Source organism: Butyrivibrio sp. TB (assembly GCF_900110805.1).
Classification (GTDB): Bacteria; Bacillota; Clostridia; order Lachnospirales; family Lachnospiraceae; genus Butyrivibrio; species Butyrivibrio fibrisolvens_C.
The window spans coordinates 66,292-89,406 of sequence record NZ_FOER01000010.1; the positions used below are offsets into that span (position 1 = coordinate 66,292).

Genomic DNA, 23,115 nt, shown 5'->3' on the forward strand with positions numbered 1-23,115 from the left:
TCTCCAAGTACATAAAGAGTTAATTAGGAACAATAAAGAGGTTTTTATGATCAAAGAAGTACAGATAAAAACATTAGAACAGCTTTTGCCAATGCTTACAGAACAGGAATACAGGCCTGACCTTGACAGAAACAGAAGTCCTTATGTCTATAGAGGAATGTCAGACTCATCTTTCAAGATGTATACAAGTCTTAGCAGGAATTGCAAAGGTCTTCAGAAAAGCTTAGAACCGGCTATTCTTGAGAACTTTGCCAAATATGCCATACAAGAAGACCCTAATATCGGCCATTCCGTATGGAGACAGATGATACTGGGCCAACACTATGGCCTTCCAACAAGGCTTCTTGACTGGACACAGTCAGCACTTGTAGCACTTAACTTCGCTACAACAGAAGAGTCTCTTGAAGAGATGGACAAGCATGACTGCATAGTATGGCGTATCAATATGCATGAGATGGTAGAGATCCTTCCTGACCCATACAAATATGCGGTTAAGAAAAAGCACTCATCCATCTTTACAGTAGATATGCTCAAGTCTCTTACAGGCAACAGCTTAAAGCAGTATGACAGCGATATGAAAGATAATGCAATGGTCATCATAGAGCCTCCGTCACTTAATCAAAGGATCATCAACCAGCATTCATTCTTTGCAGTAGTACCTACAGGAATTGAAGATATCGAGAAGTTCCTTGCTGATAATACTAAGGACACAGTCAAATATGTAATAGACAAGTCTCTTAGATGGCGCGTAAGAGATATGCTAGATCAGCTCAACATGAGCGAGCGAATCGTCTATCCCGGCCTTGAAGGCTTGTCCAAGTGGATTGCAAGACACTACTATGTAAAATAATACATTTTTGAATCAAAGATTCAAAAATGCAGCAATAGAGCCAATTAAGTTCACCTTCGGTGAAGGCTCTATTGCCAACAGATTCATTGAATCACGAAACACGCAGTAAATGCGCGTTTCTGTAATTTACATTCAAGAAGTCATACTTTTTTGAACAGCCCAAAAGCAGGTGGAAGTTTCTAACTTATTAGATACTGCCACCTGCTTTTATTATTCACTCAAACTTCGTTATTCTCCGCTGTTAAACAGCTCTTCAAGTTCGTCCTGATGCTCTTCCAGTACTTTTAGTACCCATACACTCCAGTGTCTTGCATCGCTGTCGGAGTCTCCGAATACATAATCTTCCTGACCATAATCTATTACGTCAAATCCCGTAGTTGACTTGCTGGCGCCTGCAGTTCTGTAGCTTACTGCATCTGCAAGACTAAATGATACTGCTGATGTATCATCATAATCTACCCAGCTGCTGATATCTGTTCCTGTTGCCTCAGTTGCATCGCCATTTTGGGTCTGGGTCTGTGCTTCAGACTTAGTGATCTTAACTGCACCTTCTACGTACTCGCCGTACATAGTATCTACAGTAAGTGCCAGGGACTCACCAAGTACTTCAGATGGTACATGTCCGCCATCCCACTGCCACTCTATTGTTGCGTCTACGCCGCTTGATAAGAATGCAAGCTGCAGGTTAAGTGAATTGAACATCGAGATATCGCCCTCAGCTGCTCCGCATACCATTCTGATCCAGACAGGGTCATCTCCGTCCTCATCTCCTATATAGTTAAGAGGATTGTAGAGTTCTACCGATACATTGCCATATTCATCGCCTGCATAAACTTCTGCAACATCGTTTTGATATGCTTCAAGCATCTCAGCATATGTTGAGTAGTTAGCAGAATCTGTAGAGCTTCCGGCAGACTGAGTTGTGCCCTCATCAGGAGTTCCTACGTCCATGGTATCTCCTGCAGAGTTAGCAGCTACATCTGAGTTTGCAAAGCTTCTGTCATCTTCAGATTCAGCATCTGCAGTTTCTACATCTGAGTTTTCTGTATCAGTGTTTTCTGTATCAGAAGCTTCTGTATTATCAGTATCTGCTGCCTCTGTCATATCTTCAGGCGCACCTGTCATGTCACCATCAGGAGTCTGACCCATATCGCCGCCGGGGCCGCCTGTCATTCCATCTGGTTTCTCACCGTTCATCATGCCCATTCCGCCGCCAGGGCCTCCCATGCCGCCTTGAGATGAGCTGCTTTTAGCATATCTTCCTTCTATAAATGCTGTAGCTTTATCCTCAGAAGTCATAGCTGCAACTTCTTCATCAGACAGAGCATTGCCATCTTCATCAAACCATGTCCAGCCATCAGCATAGTCAAGGTTATCGAGATACCACTGAAGATTGGATTCAAACTCCGCAAGATACAGATCAAGATATGTTCCGCCATATCCGTTGGTATCAGCATATTTTTCCAGATCATATTCTATATAAAGATCTATGGTATCCTCCATGTCACCGTCGCCATTGATGTCCAGTTCTACATCAGCTTCACTGACTGTAAGATTCTGGTCATTGATATAAGTCATATACTCTTCAGAGAGGTACTTGGCCATCTGCTCCTGGAACGATGTATTGAAGTCATAATCAGTATCCATGTAGTACTCAAAAGCCATAGCCATATCAGCTTCGTATAAAGAAGTGATAGGTGAGTATGCAACTGCGCCCCAGGCTCCGTCAGACAGATCATAGGTTACACCATCAATCGTAACAGTTGTATCATATGTACCATCTTCATTGACATATACACCAACTGATCCAACCTCGATCTGATAGTCATAAAAATCTGAGCTGTTGGATGTAGCTGCAAACATTGTCGCATGAGCTCCGCCGCCGCTGCCTCCTGTTGATACCCAGTACTCTGTGCTTCCGGGAAGATTTCCAAGAAGGATATTGTATCTTACGAATCTTGCTGCCGCCTTTTGATCTGCAAGACATGAAGGCGCATCACCTGTATAGGATTCATTGCCGTCTTCATCAGTAACAGTATCATTTTTACCTCTGTTACCACAGGATACATTGATATAGCCTTCTGATGCATATGATGTAGCTGCAGTAGTATTAGTTGATGAGCTATAGCCTGCAGCTCCTGTATTGAGTATCACAGGCGCGGTAGATGCTGTATACACCTGACCATTTGAGCTTGTAACCTCAGCTTCGTAGTCTATGACAAGCTGTCCATGCACAGCTTCTGTATAGGAATCAGCTGTGATATCAGCTTCACCGTCGCCGTCTGTATCTATACCTTTAATATATGCTCCGGGAATACATACAGATACGCCCTCTTCATCTTCAATCTCTGCATATGCAACTGCTGTTACTATGCTCATGATCCATGCATCAGCATCAGCATCATATGTCCAGGTAACCTCTTCATTATTGGCTAGGTTAAGTGTCTCTTCGATATATGCTCTTTCTTCAGCTGATGTAGCTTCAAGTGATGAAGTAGCCGTGCTTTCTGACTCATCAGAGGTCTCCTGTGCGGCTGTTTGAGCAAGATCTTCTGCTTCATCTGCAGATGACTCACTTGCACTACTGGTAGTATCAGATGATGTCGTAGTAGATGCAGCACCTGAACATCCTACAATAGATGTTGTAAGTGCTGTTGTTGTTAAAAGAGTAAGAAGTTTCTTTTTCTTCATATACGCCTCCAGATAATATATTGCGATAACTCGCATGTGTTTCTCATTTGCTTATATCTACATTATCAACACGAACATTGAAGTAACATTGAAGATTTCTTAAAGAATAATAAAGCTTTCACAGTTCTACAGTAAACACATTTACGCCGCCACCGCTCTTAACACTGATAGACCCTTTATGAGAAGTTACTATCGCCTTTGCAATAGCAAGGCCAAGTCCATAGTGCCCGTTATCACTATGAGCTTTATCTGCTCTATAGAATCTTTCAAACAGATTCTTCATATCTTCATCTGTGATCTCATCTCCGGGATTACTAATGCTTAAGATAACCCGTGACCTGTCTTTTTTTAAAGATATATTAATAGCTCCATCACCGCTTGCATGGTCTATGGCATTGTCAATAAGTATCGCTGCAAGCTGCTCCATCTGCCCTTTGTCTGCATGTATCACTATATCATCATCTATATCTGTCTCGATAAGATACCCTTTTTCAAAGGCAACAGCTTCATAAACAAGAGCGCTTCCCATAACTATCCGTCCAAGATCAACATCTTCCTTGATATTCTTAACAGTCTCAGTCCTTACAAGATCCAACAGCTGCCTGATAAGCTCAGTCATGCGCCTGCTTTCATAGCGGATGTTGTCAAGCCACTTGTTGTCTCCGATATCACCGTATAGAAGCTCTGCATTAGCATCTATAGTTGCAACCGGAGTTTTAAGCTCATGCCCTGCATCTGATATGAACTGTTTCTGCCTCTTATAGCTCTCTTCCAAAGGCTTCAATATCCATCCTGCGATGAAATAAGATAAAGAGAACACGAGGATGACTATGAACAGACCTATTCTAAAAGTATTCCTGATAAGAACACCTACAAAGCGCTTTATAATGCTAAGCTGAGCCTCCATATCCTTTCGGGGAAGACTACTATGATCATAGCCCCACTCAGTACCTGATTCTTCACCGCTATCCTCACCGCCTGTTTTTTCAAGAGCCGCCTCTCCACTTGTTTTTTCAATGCCGTCTTCACTACCTGTTTTTGTAGCAGCATCCTCATCCGGCACCGAATATTCGAACAGTTCCAATAATCCGTTCTTATCAGCTCCCACTGTCTGGTTATATTCTTCTATATACGAAGACAGTGCTATCGCCCCAACTGTTCCTACTAGCAACAGCATAACTGTCGTCGTTATGAAGATCATTATCTTAAGCCTTGTCCTTTTAAACATATCTGTATACCTTCTAAATTTGTTTACTATAAATATACTCACTAGAGCTCACCACTTAAGTGCTATGGCATCCCTAAAGTTTTTATCTATCATCCGTTTTTTGGCTGAATCCGGTATCCGATTCCTCTATGAGCCTTTATCTCCATATCAGTTCCTATAAATGCAAGCTTTTTTCTGGTAAAAGAGATATAGACTTCCACATTGTTATATTCAGCCTCATTTTCAAATCCCCATATCTTAGTAGCTATCTGCTCTCTTGATACTATCTGTTCCTGATTAGAAATAAGATATTCCATGATCCTTAGCTCTTTTTCACTAAGCCTTACTGTCTGAGAGGTTTTACTGCAGGTAAGATTGCAGCCTTGCACATCCAGCGACAAGTCTCCTGCAGTAAGACTTCCATCTGTAGACTGAACATTCCTTCTTAATAGCGCCCTTAGTCTTGCAAGAAGCTCCTTTGTCATAAAGGGCTTAGTAAGATAGTCATCCGCCCCGCTATCAAGGCCGTTGACCTTATCATCAAGTTCGCTCATGGCAGTCAGCATCAATATCGGCGTCTTGATCCCATTAGCGCGTGTCTTTCTTGCAACTTCAATTCCTGAAAGCTTCGGGATCATCACATCAAGGACAATAGCATCATAGACACCGGTAAGAATCTCAGAAAGAGCACTCTCACCATCATCTACTGCAGTTACATCATATCCCTCTCTTTTTAATATCTCTTTTAGAGCAGACTGCATCTTAAGTTCATCTTCTACCAGCAATAATTTCATTTTAAACAGACACCTCTATTTCCCTATTTCTCTTTTTTTATGTTAAGACTTCCACTTATATTTCATATCAGGTAATGTTACATAAATATTTCGACAATTCTGTGAACATAATTAACAACGCACTTTTGAGGATCAATATCCTCTAAGACATAGTAAGCGAAGGTCAGAATACAGATTTTTGCAATTGACACTTCCATACTTTAACGCTTTAATATATAATAGAAAGAAGTATTGGCAAAAAGGATACACGCGCGGGGCAATATAGCGTGTATATTCTAAATATATTAGGAGGAGAACGGACATGAAAGAAATAATGTTAGGCAATAAAGCCCTTGCTCGTGGTCTGTACGAAGCAGGTGTATGCGTTGCCAGCAGCTATCCCGGTACACCCAGTACCGAGACCACGGAGGAAGCTGCCAAGTATGATGAAATCTACTGCGAATGGGCACCAAATGAGAAGGTAGCGCTGGAGACAGCCTTTGGTGCATCACTTGCAGGTAAGAGAAGCTATTGCGCCATGAAGCACGTAGGTCTTAACGTTGCGGCAGATCCCCTTTTTACAATAGCATATACAGGAGTTAATGCAGGTCTTGTTATCAATGTAGCTGATGACCCGGGCATGCACTCATCTCAGAATGAGCAGGATTCACGTCACTATGCGATCGCAGCCAAGATCCCGATGCTTGAGCCATCTGACTCTCAGGAAGCCCTTGATTTTGCCAAAAGAGCTTATGAGATCTCAGAACAGTTCGATACTCCTGTCCTTCTTAAGATGTGCACAAGAGTTGCTCACTCTCAGAGCATCGTAGAACTTCATGACAGAGTAGAACTTCCTGTCAAAACTTATGAAAAAAATCCCTCAAAATATATCATGACGCCCGCTAATGCCAAAAGGCGCCATCCTTTCGTTGAAGAGCGTACCAAAAAGCTTATCGAGTATGCTGAAACATGTGACCTTAACCGAGTAGAGATGGCAGATACCAAGATAGGTATCATCACCTCTTCTACTTCTTATCAGTATGTCAAAGAAGTATATGGGGACAGCGTAAGCGTTCTTAAGCTCGGTCTTATTAATCCTCTTCCTGTTAAGCTTATCAAGGACTTCGCAGCCAAGGTTGAAAAACTTGTAGTAATCGAAGAGCTTGATCCTATCATCGAAACTCACTGCAAAGTATTAGGTCTTACAGTAACAGGCAAGGATGTTTTCCCAATGATAGATGAGTTCTCACAAGGCCTAATTGCTTCCAAGATGGGACTAGAGGAGAAAACGCACTGCACTCCTATCGAGAACCTCCCTGTCCGTCCACCTGTTATGTGCGCAGGCTGCCCTCACAGAGGTATGTATTATGCCCTTTCCAAGAACAAGATCACAGTCCTTGGCGATATCGGCTGCTACACACTTGGATCTGCACAGCCACTTAATGCCGTTGATACAACAGAATGTATGGGCGCATCAGTAAGCTCCATCCACGGATTTAATAAGGCTCTTGGCAAAGAAAGTGAAGGCCGAACCGTAGCTGTTATCGGTGACTCAACTTTCATGCACTCCGGTATGACAGGCCTTGCCAATATCGCTTATAACCAGACCAACTCTACAGTGCTCATCCTTGATAACTCCATAACCGGTATGACAGGACATCAGCAGAATCCCACAACAGGCTATAACATCAAAGGTGATCCTGCAGGTAAGATCAATCTTGAAGCCCTGTGCCGTGCTATGGGTATAGAGAACGTGCGCGTTGTAGATCCATATAACATATCTGAGTGCGAGACTGCTGTCAAAGAAGAACTTGCCAAAGAGGCTCCTTCTGTAATCATCAGCCGTCGTCCATGCGCACTTTTAAAACAGGTCAAGCATAACCCTCCTATCAAGGTCAACACAGATAAGTGCAAGAGCTGTAAATCCTGTATGAAGATAGGATGTCCTGCAATCTCTATGAAGAATGGCAAAGCCCACGTTGATCCTACTCTCTGCGTAGGGTGCAATGTATGTACTCAGCTGTGCCACTTCGAAGCTTTTGAAACACAGGAGGGGGTAACAATAAAATGAACAATACAACAAATGTAATGATAGTCGGTGTCGGAGGACAGGGCTCCCTTCTTGCAAGTAAGCTCCTGGGTCACGTAATGCTCAAAAAGGGCGTAGATGTTAAGGTTTCAGAAGTTCACGGCATGAGCCAGAGAGGCGGAAGCGTTGTAACTTATGTAAGATTTGGCGACAAGGTCTACTCTCCTATTATTGATAAAGGAGAAGCTGACTACATCATCTCTTTCGAAACTCTTGAAGCAGCCCGCTATATGGCCAACTTAAAGCCCGGCGGCCAGGTTATCGTCAATGATCAGCAGATGGATCCAATGCCTGTAATCACAGGTGCAGCAACCTATCCTGAAGGTCTGATCGACAAGATGAAGGATGCAGGAGCTAAAGTTGATGCCATCGATGCTCTTGGACTAGCTATGGAAGCCGGAAGCGCAAAGGCTGCAAACGTAGTTCTCATGGGACGCTTTTCAACATATTTTACCGATGTGACAGAAGCAGAATGGCTTGAAGCATTGGAAGAATGCGTACCACCAAAATTCATCGAACTTAATAAAAAAGCCTTCGACTTAGGACGTAAGGCATAATTATAATGCCCATCACATTTTAGTGATGGGTATTTTGATTATTTTAAAAGTTTAGTTCTAATATATGGATCATTAAAATTCCTAACTCAAACTGGAGATGACATTGAAAACACTAGATGAAGTTCGTGATTTTTTTTCTAATGACAAATACGCAACAAAGGTTACGGGAATTGAAATAGTCAAAGCAGATCCCGGACATAGTGAAGTCAGACTCAAAATAGATGATCGGCATATAAATGCTGTTGGCGGACTCATGGGCGCAGTCTTTTTTACTATGGCAGACTTCGCTTTTGCAGTTGCAGTTAATTCAGATATCGATTCGGAATATGTAACCGTGACACTTCAAAGTTCTATAAGCTTTATGAGAACTGTTGGAAGCGGCACCTTAACTGCCAAGGCTGACGTTGTTAGAGACGGAAAATCCACCTGTGTATATGAGATCAGCATCTATTCTGATGACAATACGGAACTATGCAGAGTCGTAACAACAGGATCCAGGGTAAGAAAAAAATAAATATCTATTAAACAAAGGCAAAATAAAAAGAGATACGAAAAATAAAAGTATTTGGAGGAGACAAACACATGATATGGAATGAAACCAAAGAGTGCATGTCACGTGATGAACTTGCAAGTCTTCAAAGCGCAAGGCTTGTCAAAGTCGTCAATAAGGTGTACCACAACGTTGAGTATTATCGTAAGAAAATGCAGGAGCTGGGACTTGAGCCAGGAGATATCAAAGGAATTGAAGATATAGAAAAGCTTCCTTTCACAACTTATGAAGATCTTAACAAAACCTATCCTTTCGGCCTTGCTGCTGTTCCAACATCTGAACTTGTAAGAGTCCATGCATCAAGCGGAACTACAGGTAAGCCCAAGATCGGAGTATATACAAGACGTGATATTGAAGTATGGTCAGAGTGCGTTGCAAGATGTCTGTCTATGGCAGGTATCACAAGAGATGACATAATCCAGGTCGGCTACGGTTATGGCCTTTTTACAGGTGGTCTTGGTGCTCACTACGGCGCTGAGTATCTTGGAGCTCTTGTTCTGCCTATGTCTACCGGCAATACTCAAAAGCTTCTTGATATGATGATTGACTGCAAGGCTACTGCTATTGCCTGCACACCATCATACCTTCTACATGTAGCAGAAGATATAGAAAAGCTTGGGCTTCTTGATAAAATAAAGCTCAAAACAGCCATCTGCGGAGCTGAGCCCTGGACTGATGAGATGCGTGATCAGATGGAGAAAAGGCTCAATATCAAAGCCCATGATATCTACGGCCTTACAGAGATCTGTGGTCCCGGTGTTGCCTGCGACTGCGAGTACCACAAGGGTCTCCACATCTGGGAAGATCACTTCCTTCCTGAGATCATCGATCCTGCAACACATAAGGACCTTCCTGCAGGATCAGACGGCGAACTTGTTATTACTAATCTGACAAAAGAAGGTATGCCTCTTATCCGTTATCGTACTAAAGACCTTACATCTCTTGAGATCGACAAGTGTGAATGCGGCAGAACCATGGCAAGGATCCAGAGATTTAAAGGCCGTACCGATGACATGCTTATAATCCGAGGCGTCAACGTATTCCCTTCACAGGTAGAAGCTGCTCTTCTGAATATAGATGGCACAACTCCTCACTACATGCTGGTTGTAGACCGTGTTGACAATACAGATACACTTGAAGTTCAGGTTGAGATTGCAGAAAAAGTTTTCACAGATGAAGTAAGAGGACTTGAGAAACTTTCAAATGAGATTCATAATAAACTTAAGAGCGCAATAGGTCTTAATGCCAAGGTTAAATTAGTAGAGCCCAATGGTCTCGTACATTCAGACGGCAAGACCAAACATGTTATAGACAAGAGAAAGCTCTATAGCTAAATCTACGCCCAAAAATCATAATATAGCAAAGCAACTAACAGCCATCTTTTTGAAAGAAAGGAATATCTATGTTTGTAAAACAGCTTTCCGTATTTCTTGAAAATAAAACAGGACGCCTTAACGACGTCCTCTCAATTATAAGCGGCAACGGTATTAATATCTTATCTATCTCAATTGCAGATACAAGCGAATTTGGCGTTCTTCGTATGCTCTGCGAAGATCCTGCAAAAGCCCATGAACTTTTAAAAGAACATGGTATCACTTCTAAGGTCAACGATGTCATCGTAGTATCAATACCTCAGGAAGTCGGTAGTCTTGAAAAGGTGGTAAGAAGCCTTGAGCAGAATGATATAAATATACAATACGTATATGGACTGTCACTTGACGATGAAGGCGCTTCTATCGCAATGAAGACAGATGATCTGGAAAAGACACTGGAAGTTCTTAAGAACGAGAATGTGAAGCTCTATAGCCAGGATGATATGTAGAACTCAATATGGCATAAAAAAGGAGCGCCTGAATAATATCAGACGCTCTTTTTCTATACTAATATTTAATCAATATACAAGATCCATATCTGTAAGGAATGCCTTGTATCCGCGAAGTGACTCATAAAGGTCAGCCTTGGAGATTGCTTCCCATGGAGCGTGCATGTTAAGAACTGCTACGCCTGAATCTACAACGTTCATTCCGTAAAGTGCAAGGATGTAAGCGATTGTTCCGCCGCCGCCAACATCTACCTTACCAAGCTCAGCTGTCTGGTATACGATCTTGTTGTCATCGCATACTCTTCTGATAGCTGCAAGATACTCAGCATTAGCATCATTAGAGCCGCTCTTTCCACGAGCGCCTGTAAACTTATTGAATACAAGACCGCCGCCAAGAAGTGCTGCGTTCTTCTTCTCAAAGCTTGCTGCAAATGTAGGATCATAAGCAGCACTTACGTCTGAAGAAAGCATGCAGGAATTTGCAAGGCATCTTCTAAGTGCAAGATCATTGTAACCTTCTTTTGTAAGATTCATAAGCTCTGCAACAGCATTTTCAAAGAACTTACTCTGCATACCTGTTGCACCGACTGATCCGATCTCTTCTTTATCAACAAGGATGCAGCATCCTGTTCTCTTAAGATCCTTAGTTTCAAGAAGTGCTCTCATAGAAGGATAAGCACATACTCTGTCATCATGGCCATAGCCAAGGATCATGGATCTGTCAAAGCCTGCGTCTCTTGCTTTACCTGCAGGAACGATCTCAAGCTCAGCTGAGATGAAGTCCTCTTCCTCGATACCATACAGATCATAGAGGATAGCCATTACGCCTCTCTTTACAGCATTGCTTGCATCGATAGAATCTGTGATCTCCTGCTTTACATAGCCTATAGCATAGTTTTCACCGTCTGTAAGCTTAGCATCAGCCTTAGTCTCTTTCTTAGCCTTACCGGGAACCATAAAAGGTCTGCTACCAACGATAAGATCAAGAGCCTCACCCTCGATAACCTTAGCAGCCTTCTTGTCCATCTGCTCTGCAGCAAGGTGGATCAGAAGATCTGAGAAGAAGAATACCGGATCGTCCTCATCTTCACCGACATTGAGCTGTACTGTTGTTCCGTCTTTCTTAACAACAACTCCGTGAAGAGCAAGTGGCATAGCTACGAACTGATACTTCTTGATACCGCCGTAGTAGTGTGTATCGAAGTATCCGATTCCTTCTTTCTCGAAAAGAGGATTCTGTTTAACATCTACACGAGGAGAATCAATGTGAGCACCAAGGATATTGAGACCCTTTTCAAGTGGCTCAGATCCAATCTGGAACATAACGATAGACTTGTTCATCCATACGCTGTAAACCTTATCGCCCTTCTTGAGCTTAGTCTTGCCGCCGATAAGAGTATTAAGCTCTCTGTATCCGGCTGCTTCGATCTCGTTAACGATAGTATCAATTGCTTCACGCTCTGTCTTAGCATTGTTGAGGAAGTTCTTGTAGTCATCTGCAAACTTCTCTACAGCCTTAAGCTGTGTTTTGTTATACGTATTCCACGCATTTGTTTTAAGCATATTATCACACTCCTTAAAAATACAATTAAGATTATTATCAGAAATCCAATAAAACCGGATTTCAGTAGATACTACATATCGGGAAGATACAGGATGTATCTAGTACATGCCCAGAAATACAGGGATGTATTTCTATGTACGGGAATAGATTAGTTGAACTTTATTAATCCCTTTCATTACTCTTAAATACGCAACTAGAGAATCACATTAATTTCACTCTATTACGGTTCAATATTATAGCTGATTATTTCCTACTACAATAGTAGATTTCGGAAATAATCAGCTTTTTTTAATAAAAAGCAAATAATTATTTTATTATTAGCATCACCTAACAACAAATGCATCATAAAGCGCAAAGCTTATATGATGAGTATCTTGCATACGCAACACCTTACATAAGTAGCTTCGCGCTTTATATATAATTATGATCAGCTTCTAAGCTCGATGCCCATTGTGAACTGAAGTTTTCTAAGCATCTTGTCTACATATCCGCTTATAACTTCATCTGTAAGCTCTTCATCCTTAGGAGTGAAGGTTATAGTGAAGGCCATGCTCTTCTTTGTAGGAGGGATAGGAAGTCCTTCATATACGTCGAAGAGTTTAACATCTGTTACATACTTGCAGGAAGAGTAGATAGCTTCTTCTACTTCGCCGCAGGTTGTTGTCTTATCCATAATAAGAGCAAGGTCACGCTTCTGTTTATCGAACTTAGAAAGCGGAACGAATGTAGGTACATTCTCATAGTACTTGGAAAGAGCATCAAGGTCGAGCTCTGCAACATATGCAGGAACTCTCATATCCTCAGCATCCTGGATCTCATATGTAATCTGTCCAAGGTAGCCGACTTCAACACCGTCGCACAGAATCTTAGCTGTTCTGTAAGGATGAAGGAATGGCTTATTGCCTACTTCATATTTGAAACTTATGTGAAGAGTATCTGCTACGTTATCGCAAAGGCCCTTAAGTGTGTAGAAATCCTCGTCCTGTCCAAATATACCGATGCAAAGTGTTACCTTCTCATCCGGATAATCTGTAAGAGGAAGGCTCTTAGGGAAGAATCTGTTACCAACTTCATAAAGTCTTCCTTCAAGAGTACCCTTCTTCTGGTTTCTAGATATAGCATGGATCATCTGAGCTGCAAGAGTTGTTCTCATAACTGAGAGATCCTCGTTGATAGGATTAAGAATCTTAACTACTTCTCTTTCCTTAGCATCATCAGCATATCCAAGAAGATTAAGGTCTGAAGGTGAGAAGAATGAATAGTGCATACATTCATTTGCGCCCTGAGCACAAAGAGCACGCTTAATCCTAAGCTCTGCCTTCTGCTTCTGGTTTCTGCCACCCATTGTTACAGCAGCGCCTTCAAGGAATGTGCCATGTACGTGGTCATAGCCATACATACGGATAACTTCTTCTGCGATATCAGGATAATCTTCCATATCCTCTCTGTATGCAGGAACCTTGATAGTAAGCTCATCGCCATTTACTACTGGCTCGAAGTTAAGGTTTGTAAGGATTCTAACAATATCTTCATCAGGAACTGTGATACCAAGAACTCCGTTAACCTTCTTGATAGATGCCTTCATCTCTTTTTTCTCAAGGCTGTTACCTGTGTTGACGTCTACGTGTGTCTTGGAGATCTTACCACAACCAAGCTCCTCAACAAGGTGAAGTGCTCTCTTCATAGCCATAACGGTTGTGTACTCGTATACGCCCTTAGAGAATGCTGCGCTTGAATCAGATGACTGTCCAAGAGCACGTGATGACTTACGGATGTTGTCACGAGCGAACTTAGCACACTCGAAAGTTACAGCTGTTGTAGTATCTCTGATCTCGGAATTGAGACCGCCCATGATACCTGCAAGAGCTACAGGCTTAACGCCATCGCAGATTACAAGGTTGTCATTCTTAAGAGTGAACTCTTTTTCATCAAGAGTTACGATCTTCTCGCCATCATTAGCTCTTCTAACGACGATCTTGTTGCCTTCAAGGAAGCTTCCGTCGAAAGCGTGCATAGGCTGACCGAACTCTCTCATGATGTAGTTAGTGATATCAACCATGTTGGAGATTGAGTTGTTGCCTACAAGTGCAAGTCTTCTTCTCATCCAGCGTGGGCTCTGACCGATCTTAACATCATGAACATAGTGAGCAATATATCTCGGGCACAGGTCAGGAGCTTCTACAGATACTGTAAAGCCCTCGTTCTCTGTATCATCTTCTGTATAAGAAAGATCAGGCTCTTTTAAAGGCTTCTCAAGAACTGCAGCTACTTCTCTTGCAAGACCGTAAATACTCTGACAGTCAGGTCTGTTAGCTGTAATAGAAACATCGAAGATCCAGTCGTCAAGGCCCAGGATAGGCTTAACATCAGCTCCAACTTCTGTATCTTCAGGGAAAACAAGAAGTCCGTTGTATCCTGCGCCTTCGTACATATCCTCTGTTACGCCAAGCTCAACACCTGAGCAGAGCATACCTTCAGAATCATATCCGCGAAGCTTGCCCTTCTTGATAGTAGCAACGCCTACAACAGTAACATGATCCTTGGCAGTCTCAATAACTGTAGCGCCGTCAAGTGCAAGAGGATACTTGCCACCTGCCTGAACGTTATCAGCACCGCAGACAACCTTGAATGTTCCATGAACGCCGGCATTAACTGTGCATGCATGAAGGTGTGTATCCGGAATAGCTTCGCAGGTCTCTACCTGTCCTACTACAACCTTAGAAATATCCTTACCGACTTCCCAGCTCTCTTCTACTTCGAAACCGCATGAGAAGAGCTTTTTCTCAAGTTCTTTGGGTTCTATATCTATATCTACATAATCTTTAAGCCAACTTAAAGGTACTAACATATTTTCCTCCTTAGCATAATGCTATTATTTAGACTTTGCTACGATGGTATACACTTCATATATTTCACTTTCCATCAAACTGATATTCAGTCTATTTTCTTATTTTTTATTCGTAATGATTAATCTGGTTCAGTACGTCTATATCTGATTCAAACAGCAGTTTGATGTTATTGATACCGTATTTAAGCATTGTTATACGCTCGATACCTATACCAAATGCGAAACCACTATACTCATTAGAATCAATTCCGCAGTTCTCAAGTACCTTCTTGTTAACAACACCGCCGCCGAGAACTTCGATCCAGCCTGTACCCTTGCAGAGGCTGCATCCCTTACCGCCACACTCGAAGCAGCTGCAGTCAACTTCTACAGACGGCTCTGTGAATGGGAAGTATGAAGGACGAAGTCTTGTCTTAGTACCTTCGCCGTATATCTTCTGTACGAATAGATCAAGTGCTCCCTTAAGGTCACAAAGGTTGATGTTCTTATCAACTACAAGGCCTTCCATCTGAGAGAACATAGGTGAATGTGTTGCATCATCATCAGAACGGAATACCTTACCTGGTGAAAGGATCTTGATCGGAGGCTTCTGGCTCTCCATTACGTGGATCTGACCTGCTGATGTCTGTGTACGAAGAAGATATTCAGGACTTAAATAGAAAGTATCCTGCATATCTCTTGCAGGGTGATCTGCAGGAGTATTAAGTGCTGTGAAGTTATAGTAGTCATTCTCTATCTCAGAACCTTCGAAGATCTCGAATCCCATACCTGCAAAGATATCGATAAGAGTCTCTCTCATCTGAGTTACAGGATGAAGGTTACCAGGCTTTCTGATCTTAGCAGGCATTGTTACATCGATCTTCTCGCTCTCATAACGAAGCTTTGCTTCCTTTTCTTTCATCTTCTTATCAAGATCTTCAAAATGCTCAAGCGCCCATGCCTTAAGCTCGTTTACAGCCTTACCATACTCAGCCTTGGACTCCTTGGGAACATTTTTCATCTCCTTCATAAGTGCGCTGATCTTGCCAGTCTTAGGATCCATAAAGCTCTTTCTTGCTTCATATACAAGCTTTGATGAATCCAGACTATCAGCTTTTTCCTTGATCTCTGCTCTTATGGCTTCGATCTTCTCTGTTAATGCAGCATTCTCTAACATTTCATTCCTCCGTTTCTGTCTGAAAACGATTATATTATCTGGACATTCTTAATCTCTCACCTTGGATCTGATCTCATTGTACAAATCAAGGCAACAAAAAAGTCCCTTGTAAATGCTCTATGCATCTACAAGGGACGAATTACCATAATAATCCGCGGTACCACCCGTGTTCCTGCCTATATACTGACCGGCAGACTCTCAAAACGCTTAACGCGCGCAACGAATCAAACTAATTGGAAACCAGATATAATATCAATCTCAATATATCGTGGTCCGTTCATAAGATCTGCTCCGGTGCGAATGTTCCGATCATGTCTTTACCCCGAAGGACTTTCAGCCGGTGATCCTCCGTCTCTTTCTATCTGATTTTTAAAATCTCATTAGGGAAAACAAGTCTTCTTAGCGATAATCGCTACACCATCTTTGCATTTGTCTTACATTTTAAATATGCTCATGACAAAAGTCAAGGTAAAAATACTCTAAAGTTATATATTCTCACACGTAAAAAGGACGATCCTGCTGGCTCTGAATCAGCAAAAACCGCCCTTTTATCTTTCGGCTATTTTTATTTATCACGCATGATATTCCCCGTTATACTGTATGAGTGTGATATCCTTTACATTCTCAAGATTTCTTATCTTCTCTTCAAAGAACAGATCATTTTTCCTAACAGATACTTCCAGAGCCATTTCTGTCTCCTGGCCTCTTAAGGTCTTAGACTTAATACAGTACTTAAGCTTGCCAAGTTCCTGCAATATCTTATCGCCAGTATCATCCCCGGTATAATGGACAACTGCCACATATACAATCTTACTAGATGACCTTGAATAGAAGATTATGATGACTACAAGCATTATGATACTGCTGCTGACTGCCAGAAGGTACATCTGCGCACCCGCTGTGATACCTGCAGTTATAGCCCAGAACAGGTACAGAAGATCAAGCGGATCCTTGATAGCTGTCCTGAATCTTACGATAGACAACGCGCCGACCATACCAAGGGATATAACAACATTGGTACTGATCGCCAGTGTTACCATACAGGTCAGGACTGTCATGCCCACTATAGTCACTGCAAAGCTCTTAGAATAGATGACCCCTGCGTAAAAGACTCTGTATACCAAATATATAAAAAGTCCTAAAAGCAGTGCTGCAATAAGTGAGACAACTATCTGCTCTACATCTGTTTTGGTAAAACTGTCATTACTTAAAAACGAATTTTTAATAACGTCTTTTACGCTCATAAGATCCCTCCTAGTTAAGTTAAAGCGTGCCGACTCCAGTGTACTGCCCGTTCCTCTATTTACGCATCATATCACTTGGTATCCCTGTTTCTTCGTAGTAACTAAATCCATGAAGATAAGCTGTTTTCATAGCGCATATCCCGAACTTGGAATATGCAGTTATATCTGCTGCCCCTGCCGGGATCATCTCCTTCACCATCCTTGGCAGGAACTCAGTAAACTTAACTTCCATGATGCACCTGCCATCTTCCATACAGGAAATAGAAGGAAGCGCATCATCAAATATATCATTTGAAAGTACGGCAGCTCTAACGTCAGAGTCGAAAGTCACTCGCACTGTCCCTTCCGGCAATATAAAGGGAAGTCTGTCATAGTCTACTATAACCCGCGGCTTCATAAGCTTTGTAATACATTCCACATAGAACTGCCGCAGTAGTTCATTATCTTTTTTTAGTAAAAAAAGATAATCGCCTCCTATAAGCCTCATAGCCTCATCTTTCGATAACGATGCCGCCTCCTTATAGATATAGCTTCCAAACTTCTTCTTCCTCTCAAGCTTAATAGATGAATCAGAGCAGTTATAGATCCTGATCCTCCACTTTGCTCTTTCAAGGATACCGGCTTCTTTGTCATTAAAAGCACTATTCCAGTAGTCATCAAAGTATATGGACCTTATCATATACCCGTCTTCACCAGCGTGAGGATCAAGCTCCATAAGATACTTCAGGCGAAGCTTCAAAAGCTCTGCATCACTTCTTTTAATTAAATATTTAAGTTCATGCCTGTACTTTTCACCCATGTTAGGCCTCTAATATCTACAATCAAAAATTCTTATAGCTTAAATGCGAAATTCAATAATTTATTCCTTATTCCGTAACCTCAAAATCCGCTATAACACTACCGTCAAGATCCAGATAGAAGCTCTTCATGCCATAATAATAGCTGTCGTTGGCAATATAATAATCAAATGCTCCCTGCGAATATCCCGACTCATTGGTAGCAGTCACAGCCAGAAAGTACTGATTTCCGGGCTCTAAGTCTATCTGCTGCGATATATTGGTCCAGACTCCGCTATAGGTAGCGATCACGTTTTTGAGTTCATAATCTCTTGCTATCGTAACAGTATAGGTTATAGTCTCCTGGTCAAAATCATATGATGAATCCCACATGGTTGATAAGATCCCGTTTTCATAAGATATATCTCCAATATAGAAAGGCTGCGGCTTTTCAAGTGAATTTAGATACTCCTGATAATAATACTGTGGCTCATAAGGTATCTTACTTACCAAAGTGTCATATTGCTCCTTGGTAAGAGAAGTATAAAGAGCATCTCTTCCTGAGAAAACATATGGTTTTACTACTTTACTGTACTCAGAGATCATAGAGCTAAGCCTCTCCGGAGTCATATATGCAAGTTCATCCTGCACAGCCTGATCCAGTACCTGTCTGAACTTGTCAGACTTAAGACATCTTTGGAACAGCACATTGCCCCAATAGGTACTAACGCCCATCTGCCATCCGCCGTATTCGACATTGCCCCTCATCTCTCTCTCTGTAACCATGAAGCTGTCATCATTGTCCCAGGACAGGATATACCAGGTATCTACATTGACAGGACTATATAGATAGAAGTTACGACAAGATGTATCTACATTACCTGTAAGTATATGGAAGGCCAGCCAGTATGCCAGATTCTCCACATTAAAATGCTTTTCAAGCACCGTATCTATAGGAATAGAATAGTCATTGACATCTTCTATCATCTCTATAAGCTTGGTATTATCATTGCTACCCTTGATCTCCATATGAGTTTCAAACTCAGCAAGATCAAAATCAGGATCATCCACAAGCTTAATAGCATCTTCATATCTGAAGAATTCAAAATAATTGATCTTGTACAGATATCCGTTTTTATTAAGGCCATGGGTTTTAAGAGCCGTCTTATTGAGCTGCTCAACCTGAGTATAAAGGCCATAATCTTCAAATCCGTCATCAGAGCCGTCAGTTAAGTCATTGACATACAGATGCACGAACTGAGTTCTAAGGCTCATCATCTGATCTATCCCTGTCATAAGATCAAAGCAGAGCTTATTCCTGAATCTAAGACCGTCCATCTGATGCTTATTAAGAGCTATAGTAGTCTGGCCTCTAAAATCTCCTCTATTGTCCTTTATTTCAATCTTATAGTTCTTCTGGTCATAACTTGTAGATGTCTGACCTCTGATATTGACAGTAGCATTGGGCGCAGTCTCACCATATCCAAGCTCTCCAAACACAGGCCCATTCTCATCTCCAACCTGTAAGAGCCCTGCTACCTTGTATCTGTCAATTCCAAGCTCTTCGTATTCGTAGGCACTGTAGGTATTGATCTCTTCCCATGTATGATCAGTTCCTTCTGCGGCATTGCCCTGCCTTACAGTCAGATACATAGTGACAACATCATAAGGATCGTCATTTATATACAGCGCGAAATTGTCAGAAATATTATCTTTAAGGATATCATCACTACTAAATACCACATCCTGTGCTTTTTCTGATGAGCCTTTGTTTTTCGCGTTTTCTTCGACAACCGCATCATAACCTGACTGGAATATGCCAAGCATTATAAGCGCCACTATCAATATGAACATAGATACAAATCGGCTGACCTTCATACAGCAATCGCCTCCTGATCATTTTTCTTCGTTTTTATGCTGATTCTTTTCTTTACAGTCTTGTTACTCTATTTCCTTATCTGGTCATTTCCCTATTCTTTTTACTTATTCTATTTTTGTATCTGGTTACTTATTCTATTTCTTTACCATTTACATATTTTTATCTTTCATTTTATTGTCCATTTTTTCATTTAGATCCAGCCTTACCTTCCTGTACTTATCAAGGAAAAAACTATTCAGCTCTTCACCAAGATATGTAAATACGCTCCGCCTCTCTCTTCTGACCATAGGCTGCGACGCAAGTATGTGATACGGAATATTACCAAGAAAGTCATACAACCTTATAGTGCAGAATATAAGATATGCCAAGGCTCCAAATGCAAAGGCGAAGCCGTAAAACCTGACATTTAGTCCTATCGAATAAATTGAACCAACAGTTGAAACTACAGCAAATATAACTGTAGAAATGCCTGCTCCGTCATAATCTGTAAAGTACATAAGTATCAGCATGATAACATTACCAATTGCATATATTCCGTATCCCACGCACAGTACCCTAAAGTACCCATCCATAAGATCATCAAAGCCAAGCGGCAGTTTATTAAGAAGTGTCATCCCAACAGAGAGCATGATCGCTGTAGTATAGAACTGACGCCTTGCAGTATATACAAGCTCGTGCAAAAGGACCTCTTTCATCTCCTTCTCAGCAACCTGGATCTCCCCTATCGAACCTTTACCATTAAAAAGGTCATAATACTTTCGGTATTTGGGATAGAAGTGAACCTCAACCGAAGCTACAAAGTTGATATTGGTTATAAGTATAGTCAAAAAAGCAAAAAGAGCTGCAATGTCATGCTGGGGGGCTCCGTAGTATAACCCGTATATATGCTTGCCGACTCCCGAGAACCAGGCTATAACAAGGTGCGAATACAGTCCTATACTTGAAAAGACGCCTACGATCACCAAAGGTCTGTATTCATCTATCCAGTGAAGGAATGAAAAAAAGTCACTGCCTTTTGCAGGAAAATACTGGTATAAAAGGACCATATCAACACACATCATGATCCCGTATCCTATACATACAAATACAAGTAATAAGTTAATAGATACCTCTATAAAAAGACACACTATATATGCACCGCCAAGAGATACTGATATAGAGGCAACATATCCAATAAGTATACCCTTATAATTCTTGATAGCAGTCAGATAATTCATCATCATCCATACACACAGAAGCTCTGCAAACATAGACAGATTCAAAAGTATCTGGATAAGACTACTCCCTGACATCATCAAAAATATTCCATATAGAAGACAACCTATAGGAAGTATTACAAACAAAGATCCCGAAAGTGAACCTATGACTTCCTCTTCTTTATCCTGATAGAGAAGGTCTGAAACATATCTTGTAACAACCATGCTAAAAAAACCTGTCACAATAAGAGATATAAGAAGATTGTAGGATATCATACTGGTAAGAAGCTCTCTGCTATGCTGCTCAAGCCCAAAGTGATTGCCAATAACCCCTATGCCCATCAGATAGAAGATACCCAGCAGCATAGGACCTGCAGTTATCATGCCTGTATAACCGTAGGCACGAAGAACCCCAAGTACTCCGGTAGCTCTAAAAAGTTTTTTAAGCTCAAAACCTATACCAGCCATATATCAGCCTTTCTGTAACCATTTTGTATTCATGTAACGCTCTTATAAAGCTCTTCGTACCTTTTGATCATATCCTCATGTCTATAATAAGCTTCCACTCTTTTTTGCCCTCTTATCCCCATCTTCTCACGGTCCTGCCTACTCCTGCACATCTTTAGAAGAGCACTCGCGATACCTTCTCTATGCATAGGAGGCGCAAGGTATCCTGCAACACCAAACTCATCACCAGGTCCCCCTTCAAGGAGGTCTCTGCAGCACCCTACATCAGTAGTAACACAGGGTCTTCTGGCAGCAAGCGACTCAAGTACAGACAGAGGCTGACCCTCGGATATCGATGTCAGAACTGTAAAATCTATCTTCCTTAGATACTCGATCACATCTACCTGACCTGTAAATATAATGTCATCCTTAAGTCCCAGTGAATCCACCAGATTAAGGCACTCTTCGTAGTACTCGTCTTCGTCAACGCCTCCCAGAATATGAAGCCTTACATCAGATCTCTTACTCTTAAGCTCATGGAAGGCATAGATAAGACTCTTAACATCCTTGATCTGCGCTATCCTTATAACAGCTGCAAAGTCTATGATCCCGTCCTCTTCCTTTAGAGGTATATCACAAAACCTCTCATATCTTATCCCGTTAGGAATAACAGAGCATTTAGAAGGATCTGCGCCAAGCTCTATCTGGGTCTTCATAGCTCTGTCAAAAAGTGATGTAACTTTAAGCGCCTTCGTGTATATCGCATCAGACAGCATGTAGAAAAATTTGATCCACTGCCTTTTAAATGCCGGCTGAACCCACTGAGCTCTTATGATCTCCTCTTCTCTTTCACGAGAATATATACCGTGTTCTGTAAGAAGTACAGGTTTCCCGGTCTTATACCCTGCTGTTATGGCAAGTATTCCTGCATATCCTGTACAGATAGTATGATACATGTCAGCTTCGGGTACTTCCTGCATCAGCATATACAGAACCGGCAGCAGCATAGATCTCATTGTATGGAACGTGCTTGCAAAAGGCACATATGGATACTTCTCATTACACAGCTTCTCTAGTACATCAAGAAACTCCTGACTCATAAGAAATGATGACGGATTAACATGTCTGTCCTGAAAAAGGTGTAACAGCACTTCCCAGTCAGGATGTTCGCAGTCAAGAAGAGCTTTTAGAGCTTCTTTTTCTTCTGCCTTCATAGGAGGGAGCTTCTTCCTGTCAGGCCTTATCCTAAGTGCATCATCAAGGAACACTTCTTTGATCTTGACTACATTATCAGGTACTTCATAGAAGTATTTACCCTTATCACTGGCGCGCGAACCTATAACCCAGAGCACGAATTCATGCTCTTTCATCGCATTTATCATCTGATGTGCCCATGACGATACGCCGCCATGAGTATACGGGTAACTACCCTCTAATATCAGACAGATTCTCAAGATATGGTCCTT

General features: G+C 41.7%; 17 protein-coding genes. 6 read left to right on the forward strand and 11 right to left on the reverse strand.

The window, feature by feature from the left end; all coding sequences use genetic code 11:
- The first annotated feature begins 46 nt into the window (after positions 1–46).
- Positions 47–850, forward strand: coding sequence for an FRG domain-containing protein (locus BMX21_RS08410; RefSeq protein WP_092043304.1), 804 nt, complete (start codon positions 47–49; stop codon positions 848–850).
- A 228-nt stretch (positions 851–1,078) separates the two neighbouring features.
- Here the strand turns inward: BMX21_RS08410 and BMX21_RS19675 are convergent, their stop codons facing one another.
- The 3 genes from BMX21_RS19675 to BMX21_RS08425 form a co-directional block, all read right to left on the reverse strand.
- Positions 1,079–3,541 (reverse strand): hypothetical protein, encoded by a 2,463-nt coding sequence (locus tag BMX21_RS19675; RefSeq protein ID WP_242952899.1) that lies wholly within the window; start codon positions 3,539–3,541, stop codon positions 1,079–1,081.
- 118 nt (positions 3,542–3,659) lie between these two features.
- Positions 3,660–4,769 carry a sensor histidine kinase gene (locus tag BMX21_RS08420; RefSeq protein WP_092043307.1) on the reverse strand — a complete coding sequence of 370 codons (1,110 nt, stop codon included), beginning with the start codon at positions 4,767–4,769 and terminating at the stop codon, positions 3,660–3,662.
- A gap of 89 nt (positions 4,770–4,858) precedes the next feature.
- The gene (locus BMX21_RS08425) at positions 4,859–5,542 is read right to left on the reverse strand and encodes a response regulator transcription factor (protein ID WP_092043310.1); all 684 of its coding nucleotides are present in this window, start codon (positions 5,540–5,542) and stop codon (positions 4,859–4,861) included.
- Positions 5,543–5,843: 301 nt separating this feature from the next.
- Here BMX21_RS08425 and iorA point away from each other — a divergent pair, with 301 nt between their 5' ends.
- From iorA to BMX21_RS08450, 5 genes are all read left to right on the forward strand, one after another.
- Positions 5,844–7,592, forward strand: coding sequence for an indolepyruvate ferredoxin oxidoreductase subunit alpha (gene iorA / locus BMX21_RS08430; RefSeq protein ID WP_092043312.1), 1,749 nt, complete (start codon positions 5,844–5,846; stop codon positions 7,590–7,592).
- Positions 7,589–8,167: an indolepyruvate oxidoreductase subunit beta gene (locus BMX21_RS08435; protein ID WP_022753001.1), complete on the forward strand. Its 579-nt coding sequence runs from the start codon at positions 7,589–7,591 to the stop codon at positions 8,165–8,167. Before iorA ends, BMX21_RS08435 begins: the two co-directional genes overlap by 4 nt.
- A 103-nt stretch (positions 8,168–8,270) precedes the next feature.
- The gene (locus tag BMX21_RS08440; protein ID WP_177173975.1) at positions 8,271–8,681 is read left to right on the forward strand and encodes a PaaI family thioesterase; all 411 of its coding nucleotides are present in this window, start codon (positions 8,271–8,273) and stop codon (positions 8,679–8,681) included.
- Between the two features lie 68 nt (positions 8,682–8,749).
- Entirely contained in the window at positions 8,750–10,051 is a 1,302-nt protein-coding gene (locus BMX21_RS08445) for a phenylacetate--CoA ligase family protein (RefSeq protein WP_092043318.1), read from the forward strand.
- A gap of 68 nt (positions 10,052–10,119) precedes the next feature.
- Positions 10,120–10,539, forward strand: a complete 420-nt coding sequence (locus BMX21_RS08450; RefSeq protein WP_022753004.1) for an ACT domain-containing protein — start codon at positions 10,120–10,122, stop codon at positions 10,537–10,539.
- A 69-nt stretch (positions 10,540–10,608) separates the two neighbouring features.
- Here the strand turns inward: BMX21_RS08450 and BMX21_RS08455 are convergent, their stop codons facing one another.
- From BMX21_RS08455 to pelF, 8 genes are all read right to left on the reverse strand, one after another.
- Entirely contained in the window at positions 10,609–12,102 is a 1,494-nt protein-coding gene (locus BMX21_RS08455) for an aminopeptidase (RefSeq protein WP_092043321.1), read from the reverse strand.
- A 428-nt stretch (positions 12,103–12,530) separates the two neighbouring features.
- Positions 12,531–14,951 (reverse strand): phenylalanine--tRNA ligase subunit beta, encoded by a 2,421-nt coding sequence (gene pheT, locus BMX21_RS08460; RefSeq protein WP_092043324.1) that lies wholly within the window; start codon positions 14,949–14,951, stop codon positions 12,531–12,533.
- A 106-nt stretch (positions 14,952–15,057) separates the two neighbouring features.
- Positions 15,058–16,107 carry a phenylalanine--tRNA ligase subunit alpha gene (gene pheS, locus BMX21_RS08465; RefSeq protein ID WP_092043327.1) on the reverse strand — a complete coding sequence of 350 codons (1,050 nt, stop codon included), beginning with the start codon at positions 16,105–16,107 and terminating at the stop codon, positions 15,058–15,060.
- A gap of 572 nt (positions 16,108–16,679) precedes the next feature.
- On the reverse strand, positions 16,680–17,351 hold the full coding sequence (locus tag BMX21_RS08470; RefSeq protein ID WP_092043330.1) for a DUF4956 domain-containing protein: 672 nt from the start codon (positions 17,349–17,351) through the stop codon (positions 16,680–16,682).
- A gap of 55 nt (positions 17,352–17,406) precedes the next feature.
- Entirely contained in the window at positions 17,407–18,150 is a 744-nt protein-coding gene (locus tag BMX21_RS08475) for a polyphosphate polymerase domain-containing protein (protein ID WP_092043332.1), read from the reverse strand.
- 67 nt (positions 18,151–18,217) lie between these two features.
- Complete coding sequence (locus BMX21_RS08480; RefSeq protein WP_092043335.1) at positions 18,218–20,005, reverse strand: CotH kinase family protein; 1,788 nt, start codon at positions 20,003–20,005, stop codon at positions 18,218–18,220.
- Between the two features lie 150 nt (positions 20,006–20,155).
- The gene (gene pelG / locus BMX21_RS08485; RefSeq protein ID WP_092043337.1) at positions 20,156–21,670 is read right to left on the reverse strand and encodes an exopolysaccharide Pel transporter PelG; all 1,515 of its coding nucleotides are present in this window, start codon (positions 21,668–21,670) and stop codon (positions 20,156–20,158) included.
- A 29-nt stretch (positions 21,671–21,699) separates the two neighbouring features.
- Positions 21,700–23,103 (reverse strand): GT4 family glycosyltransferase PelF, encoded by a 1,404-nt coding sequence (gene pelF, locus BMX21_RS08490; RefSeq protein WP_092043340.1) that lies wholly within the window; start codon positions 23,101–23,103, stop codon positions 21,700–21,702.
- Between the last annotated feature and the right edge of the window lie 12 nt (positions 23,104–23,115).

Excerpts from the sequence above, each read along its gene's own strand:
- BMX21_RS08410 (WP_092043304.1), top strand. The coding sequence starts at position 47 with ATGATCAAAGAAGTACAGATAAAAACATTAGAACAGCTTTTGCCAATG.
- BMX21_RS19675 (WP_242952899.1), bottom strand. The coding sequence starts at position 3,541 with ATGAAGAAAAAGAAACTTCTTACTCTTTTAACAACAACAGCACTTACA.
- BMX21_RS08420 (WP_092043307.1), bottom strand. The coding sequence starts at position 4,769 with ATGTTTAAAAGGACAAGGCTTAAGATAATGATCTTCATAACGACGACA.
- BMX21_RS08425 (WP_092043310.1), bottom strand. The coding sequence starts at position 5,542 with ATGAAATTATTGCTGGTAGAAGATGAACTTAAGATGCAGTCTGCTCTA.
- iorA (WP_092043312.1), top strand. The coding sequence starts at position 5,844 with ATGAAAGAAATAATGTTAGGCAATAAAGCCCTTGCTCGTGGTCTGTAC.
- BMX21_RS08435 (WP_022753001.1), top strand. The coding sequence starts at position 7,589 with ATGAACAATACAACAAATGTAATGATAGTCGGTGTCGGAGGACAGGGC.
- BMX21_RS08445 (WP_092043318.1), top strand. The coding sequence starts at position 8,750 with ATGATATGGAATGAAACCAAAGAGTGCATGTCACGTGATGAACTTGCA.
- BMX21_RS08450 (WP_022753004.1), top strand. The coding sequence starts at position 10,120 with ATGTTTGTAAAACAGCTTTCCGTATTTCTTGAAAATAAAACAGGACGC.
- BMX21_RS08455 (WP_092043321.1), bottom strand. The coding sequence starts at position 12,102 with ATGCTTAAAACAAATGCGTGGAATACGTATAACAAAACACAGCTTAAG.
- pheT (WP_092043324.1), bottom strand. The coding sequence starts at position 14,951 with ATGTTAGTACCTTTAAGTTGGCTTAAAGATTATGTAGATATAGATATA.
- pheS (WP_092043327.1), bottom strand. The coding sequence starts at position 16,107 with ATGTTAGAGAATGCTGCATTAACAGAGAAGATCGAAGCCATAAGAGCA.
- BMX21_RS08470 (WP_092043330.1), bottom strand. The coding sequence starts at position 17,351 with ATGAGCGTAAAAGACGTTATTAAAAATTCGTTTTTAAGTAATGACAGT.
- BMX21_RS08475 (WP_092043332.1), bottom strand. The coding sequence starts at position 18,150 with ATGGGTGAAAAGTACAGGCATGAACTTAAATATTTAATTAAAAGAAGT.
- BMX21_RS08480 (WP_092043335.1), bottom strand. The coding sequence starts at position 20,005 with ATGAAGGTCAGCCGATTTGTATCTATGTTCATATTGATAGTGGCGCTT.
- pelG (WP_092043337.1), bottom strand. The coding sequence starts at position 21,670 with ATGGCTGGTATAGGTTTTGAGCTTAAAAAACTTTTTAGAGCTACCGGA.